The organism is Tepidanaerobacter sp. GT38, assembly GCF_021991635.1.
Lineage (GTDB): Bacteria > Bacillota > Thermosediminibacteria > Thermosediminibacterales > Tepidanaerobacteraceae > DTU063.
Map to the genome: position 1 here is coordinate 1 of NZ_JAFFJA010000072.1, position 6,982 is coordinate 6,982.

7 protein-coding genes are annotated in these 6,982 nt (G+C 39.4%); all 7 read left to right on the forward strand.

Annotated features, from left to right (window positions below; all coding sequences use genetic code 11):
- Positions 1-84 precede the first annotated feature (84 nt).
- On the forward strand, positions 85-951 hold the full coding sequence (gene pheA / locus JT739_RS09820) for a prephenate dehydratase (RefSeq protein ID WP_237660940.1): 867 nt from the start codon (positions 85-87) through the stop codon (positions 949-951).
- A 401-nt stretch (positions 952-1,352) separates the two neighbouring features.
- Entirely contained in the window at positions 1,353-2,366 is a 1,014-nt protein-coding gene (aroF, locus tag JT739_RS09825) for a 3-deoxy-7-phosphoheptulonate synthase (RefSeq protein ID WP_237660941.1), read from the forward strand.
- A gap of 11 nt (positions 2,367-2,377) precedes the next feature.
- The gene (locus tag JT739_RS09830) at positions 2,378-3,262 is read left to right on the forward strand and encodes a prephenate dehydrogenase (RefSeq protein ID WP_237660942.1); all 885 of its coding nucleotides are present in this window, start codon (positions 2,378-2,380) and stop codon (positions 3,260-3,262) included.
- Positions 3,231-4,292 (forward strand): 3-dehydroquinate synthase, encoded by a 1,062-nt coding sequence (gene aroB / locus JT739_RS09835; protein WP_237660943.1) that lies wholly within the window; start codon positions 3,231-3,233, stop codon positions 4,290-4,292. The genes JT739_RS09830 and aroB overlap by 32 nt, the downstream gene beginning before the upstream one ends.
- 18 nt (positions 4,293-4,310) lie before the next feature.
- Positions 4,311-5,609: a 3-phosphoshikimate 1-carboxyvinyltransferase gene (gene aroA, locus JT739_RS09840; protein WP_237660944.1), complete on the forward strand. Its 1,299-nt coding sequence runs from the start codon at positions 4,311-4,313 to the stop codon at positions 5,607-5,609.
- Positions 5,590-6,714, forward strand: a complete 1,125-nt coding sequence (gene aroC, locus JT739_RS09845) for a chorismate synthase (protein ID WP_237660945.1) — start codon at positions 5,590-5,592, stop codon at positions 6,712-6,714. The genes aroA and aroC overlap by 20 nt, the downstream gene beginning before the upstream one ends.
- On the forward strand, positions 6,677-6,982 hold a 306-nt coding region (locus JT739_RS09850), incomplete at its 3' end, for a chorismate mutase (protein WP_237660946.1). The genes aroC and JT739_RS09850, both read left to right, overlap by 38 nt.

Genomic DNA, 6,982 nt, shown 5'->3' on the forward strand with positions numbered 1-6,982 from the left:
TAAAAATACTTGACGCGATCGTTAAAGTAAAAAAAAGATGCAATTCTTCCTGTCCTGTAATAAAATAGTTAATAATATTTTTGAATGGAGGTTTTAAAAATAATTATCGGTTTTTTGGGGCCAAACGGAACTTTTACCGAAGAAGCCATGGAAGTGTGGATGAAAAAACTAGGATTTACACCTGAACAGTATAAAAAAGTAGCATTTTTTTCAATTGAAGACATGATGCATGAGGTAGGAAAAAGTCTTGATGCTGCAGTTGTACCTGTAGAAAATTCTCTGGAGGGCTCTGTAAATATTACCGTAGATTCTTTTATACGCGGCGTAGATGCTATGATTAAAGGTGAAGTAATTTTGCCGATTACGCAGCATCTATTGCTAAAAAACATTATTCCCCTTAGTGAAATAAAAGAAGTACTATCGCATCCCCAAGCCCTTTATCAATGCCGAGGATTTTTGAAAGAGAATGTGCCAAATGCACGATTAAAAGAGGTTTCAAGCACTGCAGAAGCAGCAAAACTTGTAGCTGAAAGCAATAATAACATTGCTGCAATCGGAAGTAAGGCTCTATCAAAAATATACGGCCTGAAAATTGCAGTCGAAAGCATACAAGACTCTAATAACAATATGACTCGATTTTATATACTGTCTACGCAGGATGAGATGGTTACAGGTCGCGACAAAACCGCTCTGATCTTTTCCACCGAGAATAAACCCGGCAGTCTCTTTCGTTCTTTGAAAATATTTGCCGAAAAGGGACTTAATTTAACCAAGATTGAATCAAGGCCTTCCAGGAGAATTCTAGGGGAATACGTTTTTCTCATAGAAGTTGAAGGCCACAGGTTGCAGGAACCGCTAAAAACTGCCTTAAAAGAACTGAAGCTTACCGCAAGCATGTTTAAAATTCTAGGGTCATATCCCATATTTGATTTAAATGAATTGAAAAGGTAACTTATAGTTGAGAGAGCTTTACATTTAAAAACTATCCATAAAAAATAATTTACTACCTTGACATAAAATATCCGATTAAATATAATATTTGGAAATACCAACAAAATGTATTTGTCTGGAGGTCTATGTAAATGCAAAATCTCACAGGAAGGAATTTTGCAGAACTATATTTTAGCTTTAGCCGCTACTATTTTTACTTTTATTTTAGCGGTTATTTGTTCTGCAAAAAAATAGCTCCTCCTTCCAGTGAGGTTTTAAACAGATTCAAGGATAAAAGACTTTTATAGGATTTTTATCCTCAGTACTGCATAGGTGTCAACACATAAGTATCACACATAGAAAAAGGGAATCTCACTGGTTGAGATTCCCTTTTTATTTTTAACAATTTGGAGGTGTTCAAAATGATAATTGTTATGAGAGCCAATGTTGACTCTCACGATGCGGATGCCGTCAAAAATAAAATTGCTAATCTAGGCCTTGAGGTTTACGAGTCTAAAGGCCTAAATTATCACATTATAGGCATTATCGGCGATACAAGTAATGTGGATGATGAAAGTTTTAAGACAATGAAAGGTGTTGAAAAGGTTATACACGTTCAGGAACCTTACAAAAGGGCAAGCAGACTTTTTCATCCGGAAAACTCGATAATACCTGTAAACGAAACTTCTATTGGCGGTGAAAAATTGGCTATCATTGCAGGCCCCTGTTCGGTAGAAAGTAAGTCACAGATAACAGAAATAGCTGTTGAAGTAAAGGAAGCCGGTGCAGGATTTTTAAGAGGCGGTGCCTTTAAACCCAGGACTTCACCATACAGCTTTCAGGGCTTAAAAGAAGAAGGCCTTGAGTATCTAAAATATGCAAAAGAAATAAGTAAACTACCTATTGTCGTTGAATTGATGTCAGCAGATAAACTGGAAATGTATGAACGAGAGGTTGACATCATCCAAATAGGCGCAAGGAATATGCAAAATTTTGACCTTCTGAGAGCGGTAGGCCAAACGAGAAAGCCTATTCTATTAAAGCGAGGTCTGTCAGCCACAATCGAAGAGTTTTTAACTGCTGCCGAATATATACTGGCTGGCGGAAATGAAAATGTAATACTTTGCGAAAGAGGCATCAGGACTTTTGAAACTTACACCAGAAACACCCTTGACATCAGCGTCATACCTGTCATCAAACGGTTAAGCCACCTTCCCGTAATAGTTGACCCAAGCCATGCTTCGGGAATCTGGTGGATGGTCGAACCCCTTGCCATGGCTGCAATAGCTGTAGGAGCAGACGGTTTAATGATAGAAGTTCACAATGACCCAAAGAATGCTTTATGTGACGGCAATCAATCCATCACACCCGAAAACTTTAGGCATTTGATGAACAGTATCAAAGAAATAGCACAAATTCGAAAACGCAAACTATAGGAGGATGTTAAATGGAATACTCAGACTTTAATATAACGGTAGTTGGCCTAGGGCTCATCGGCGGCTCCTTAGCAATGGCAATTAACAAAAAAATAAAGCCGAAAAATCTTTGGGGCGTTGATATTGACAAAGAGTCCCTAAATTTGGCGATGGCCTCAAGAATTATCGATAAAGGTTTCCCAGATCCTAAAGAACCTCTGCAAAAATCTGATTTTGTTTTTATCTGCCTGTATCCAAGTGCAATAGTGGAGTTCGTTAAAGAAAACATAGAAAGTTTTAAACCGGGCGCTATCGTTACGGATGTTGCTGGGCTTAAGGAATCGGTTATTAGAGAAATATCCCCTGTTTTAAGGAATGACATTGATTTCATCGGCGGTCACCCCATGGCCGGAAATGAATTTAAGGGAATAAAATATGCTTCAGAAAAAATCTTCGATGGAGCTAACTATATAATTACACCATCGGCAAAAAACAAAAAGGCAAATATATTTGTTTTAAAAGACATGATTTTGAAGATAGGCTTTGCAAACATAATTGAGATGACCCCTGAAGAACATGATGATATGGTGGCTTTTACCAGTCACCTACCCCATATCATAGCTTTATCCCTGGTGTTAAACCCCATAATCGAAAAAAAACCCATATACACAGGTAGCAGTTTTCAAGATGCCACTAGGGTAGCTAAGCTAAACAGTGATTTATGGTCAGAGCTGCTGCTTAAAAATAGCAGCAATGTAGTCAAATATCTTGAAACTTTCGAATCAAATGTCCAAGAATTCAAAAAAGCCATTCTCAATATTGACGAAAAGTATTTAAAAGAACTTTTTGCTAAAGCATGCAGATTAAAGGAGGAACTTGAATTAAATGCAAACTCTAGACGTAAAGTTAAAGGATAAGGCTTATCGGGTTTATATTAAACGGGGCATAATCAATGAATTGGGAAAGTTGTTGAAAATGATACCCGATGCAAACAAAGTTGCCATAATTACCGACAAGAACATAAATCGCATTTATGGAACTCAGGTTTTAAATGTCCTTCATTCCGAAGGATTTGACACACATTTGATTGCAATTGAACCAGGAGAGCAAAGCAAATCCCTTACAACACTTAGCGCAGTATATAGCGAATTAGTCAAGTCTAAAATTACCCGAAGAGATATTATATTAACTTTAGGCGGTGGCGTGGTGGGAGATTTGGGAGGATTTGCAGCGGCTACCTTTTTAAGGGGCGTCTCCTACGTTCAGGTTCCCACTTCCCTAATTGCCCAGGTCGACAGCAGCATAGGCGGCAAAGTTGCAGTTGACCTACCCTATGGCAAAAACTTAATCGGCAGCTTTTACCATCCTGAGGCCGTATTCATTGATCCCGACTTTTTGGATACCCTTGATACAAAAGAATTCAATAACGGTATGGCCGAAGTTATAAAGTACGGCTGCATTAAGGATCCACAATTATTTGTGGAACTTATGAGCTTTAATACAAATGAGCTTTTTGACAATATGGAGACGATTATCTTCAAGTGTTTAAACATCAAAAAAAATATTGTTGAAGTAGACGAAACCGACCGAGGCTGCAGAATGATGCTGAATTTCGGCCATACGCTGGGTCACGCCATAGAAAAGTACTTTAATTACATCGGATATGCTCATGGTGAAGCGGTGTCCATAGGAATGTATCAGATAACCAAAAACAGTGAACATATGGGTTTAACCAAACCGGGAACCAGTATTAAGCTTAAAGAATTACTGTCAAAGTATAACCTTCCCTACAAGATGCCGGCAAGCAATGCTGCCCAGATAGTTGAAGCAATTAGCGTCGATAAAAAAAATAAAGGCGACAGCATCGATATTGTATTGTTGAGTTCCATTGGTGAGTGTTTTATAAAAAATATCAATATGGATGAAATTCCAATGTTTTTCTTATAAAAACGAAGAGGTGTTTTCATGAAATGCGTAAAAATAACTCCTGCTGAACTAAAAGGCCAAATAGCCGTTCCGCCCTCCAAAAGCATAAGCCATCGAATGCTGATATGTGCTTCCCTTGCTCATGGAGAAAGCATCATCAGCAATATTGCTATTTCAGATGATGTTGTGGCTACCTTAAAAGGCATTAAAGCCCTTAGTGCAAAAGTGAGATTTGTCAAAGGTAATTCAGATAATGCAACTTACAATGTAATAATAAACGGCAGTGGATTTCCGGAAATTAGACAGTCCACAATAGACTGCTTAGAATCGGGTTCCACTCTCAGATTTTTAATACCCATTGCCCTGCTTGGAGGAAAGGAAATCACCTTTACAGGAAGAGGCAGGCTTTCTCAAAGGCCCCTGGATGTATATTGCAGGATTTTTGAAAAACAGGGAATAAATTATTATCCAAATACGGGTGGCTTGCCCATAACTTTTTCAGGCAAATTAAAACCCGGTGTATTTTACGTAGATGGCAATGTTAGTTCCCAATTCATTTCCGGACTGTTATTTTCACTGCCGCTCCTTGATACTGATTCGGAAATAATTGTAACCACTCCTATGGAATCAAAAGGATACATTGATCTTACCATCGATGCCCTCAAAAAATTTTCAATACATGTGGAAAATCACAATTACGAATGCTTTAAAGTAAAGGGAAATCAATTCTATAAACCTACTTACTGTCGCGTAGAAGGGGATTATTCTCAGTGTGCCTTTTGGCTGGTAGCTGGCGCTTTAAACGGAAATATCACCTGCAATGATTTAGACTTAAATTCTCTTCAGGGTGATAAAATCATCATCGATATTTTGAGCAAAATGGGTGCTACATTAGCAGCAGAACACAATTCTGTCAACACCCGATCATCACGAACTTTTGGAATAACCATAGATGCGTCCCAAATTCCTGACCTTGTACCCCCTTTGGCGGTTCTTGGGGCCTTAAGCCGGGGCACTACAAAAATAATAAATGCCGGCAGGTTAAAGCTTAAGGAATCGGATCGGTTAAAAGCCATTTCTACTGAACTTGCCAAATTGGGTGCAAAGATTACAGAATTTCCTGACGGACTTGAAATTTACGGCCAGATCATGCTGGAAGGCGGAACTGTAGACAGTTGGAATGACCACAGAATAGCTATGGCCCTTGCCGTAGCAGCCTTGCGATGCAAAAAACCCGTAATAATCAGAAACAGCGATTCGGTCAGCAAATCCTACCCCAATTTTTGGAGTGACTTTAGGAAACTTGGAGGTATAATTGATGAGTTCTATCTTCGGTAATAAGCTTAAAGTTTCTATTTTTGGGGAATCTCACGGAAAGGCTATAGGCGTAGTTTTGGACGGATTGCCACCGGGCATTGAACTGGATATGGATTTCTTAAGACAGGAAATGGCAAGAAGGCAGCCGGGAAAAAACAGCCTTTCCACACCGAGAAAGGAAAGCGATGATTTCGAAATATTTAGCGGATATTTCCAGGGCAGGTCTACAGGCACTCCCCTCTGCGCTATTATCTTCAATCGTGATTGCAAATCACAGGATTATGACGAACTCAAAAATTTGCTGAGACCTGGCCATGCCGACTACACGGGTTTTATCAAATACAGCGGCTTTAATGACTACAGAGGTGGGGGGCATTTCTCCGGCAGGCTGACAGCTCCCCTGGTCTTAGCAGGCGCTGTGGCAAAACACGTTTTAAAGAGCCGCAATATTCTAATAGCAAGTCACATAAAGAGTATACATGATATATGTGATGAAAGCTTTGATAGTACAAATATTGATGAAGGAGTTTTAACCAAACTGAGAAATTCCGATTTTCCAGTTCTTGATAATAGAGTAGGCCAAAAAATGCAAAAGCGCATACTTGATGCAAAAAACGAGATGGATTCCGTTGGAGGAATTATCGAGACAATGATCGTCAATCTGCCTCCCGGCTTGGGCTTTCCCTTTTTCGACGGAGTTGAAAGCAGGCTCGCCCATGCTCTGTTTTCTGTTCCTGCGGTAAAAGGTGTGGAGTTTGGAGAGGGTTTTAACATCACAAAGCTCAGAGGCTCACAAGCAAACGATGAGTTTGTGCTTGACGGTGATAAGGTCAAGACTTCTACAAATCACAATGGCGGCATCTTAGGAGGCATCACTACCGGAATGCCTATAGTCTTCAGGGTTGCAATAAAACCTACGCCGTCTATAGGCGTTAGTCAGAAAACGGTTGATATATATAATATGCAAGAAGCTACAATTGCAGTAAAGGGAAGGCACGATCCGTGTATTGTGCCGCGCGCCGTTCCTGCGGTTGAGGCTGTATCGGCGTTGGTTGTCCTGGATTTAATGCTTGAAAGGGAGGGCGAAAATGGATTGCCTGGAAACTTTGAGAAATCAAATCGATGAAATTGACAAAAACCTTGTAGAGCTTTTTGAAAAGCGAATGGAATTGTCTTTGCAAATAGCCGCTTACAAGATGAGAAATAATTTGCCCATACTTAATGAAAAAAGAGAAACCGAAGTTATTGAGAAAAACCTCTCCAAACTAAAAAACAAGGATTTTGAAGTAGAACTTATTGAGTTTTTTAAGACGATTATGCACCTCAGCAAGCAAGTGCAAATCAGGGCTTTTAATGAACATGGCATTACAATAAAGTCCTGCGGTAAAATGTCA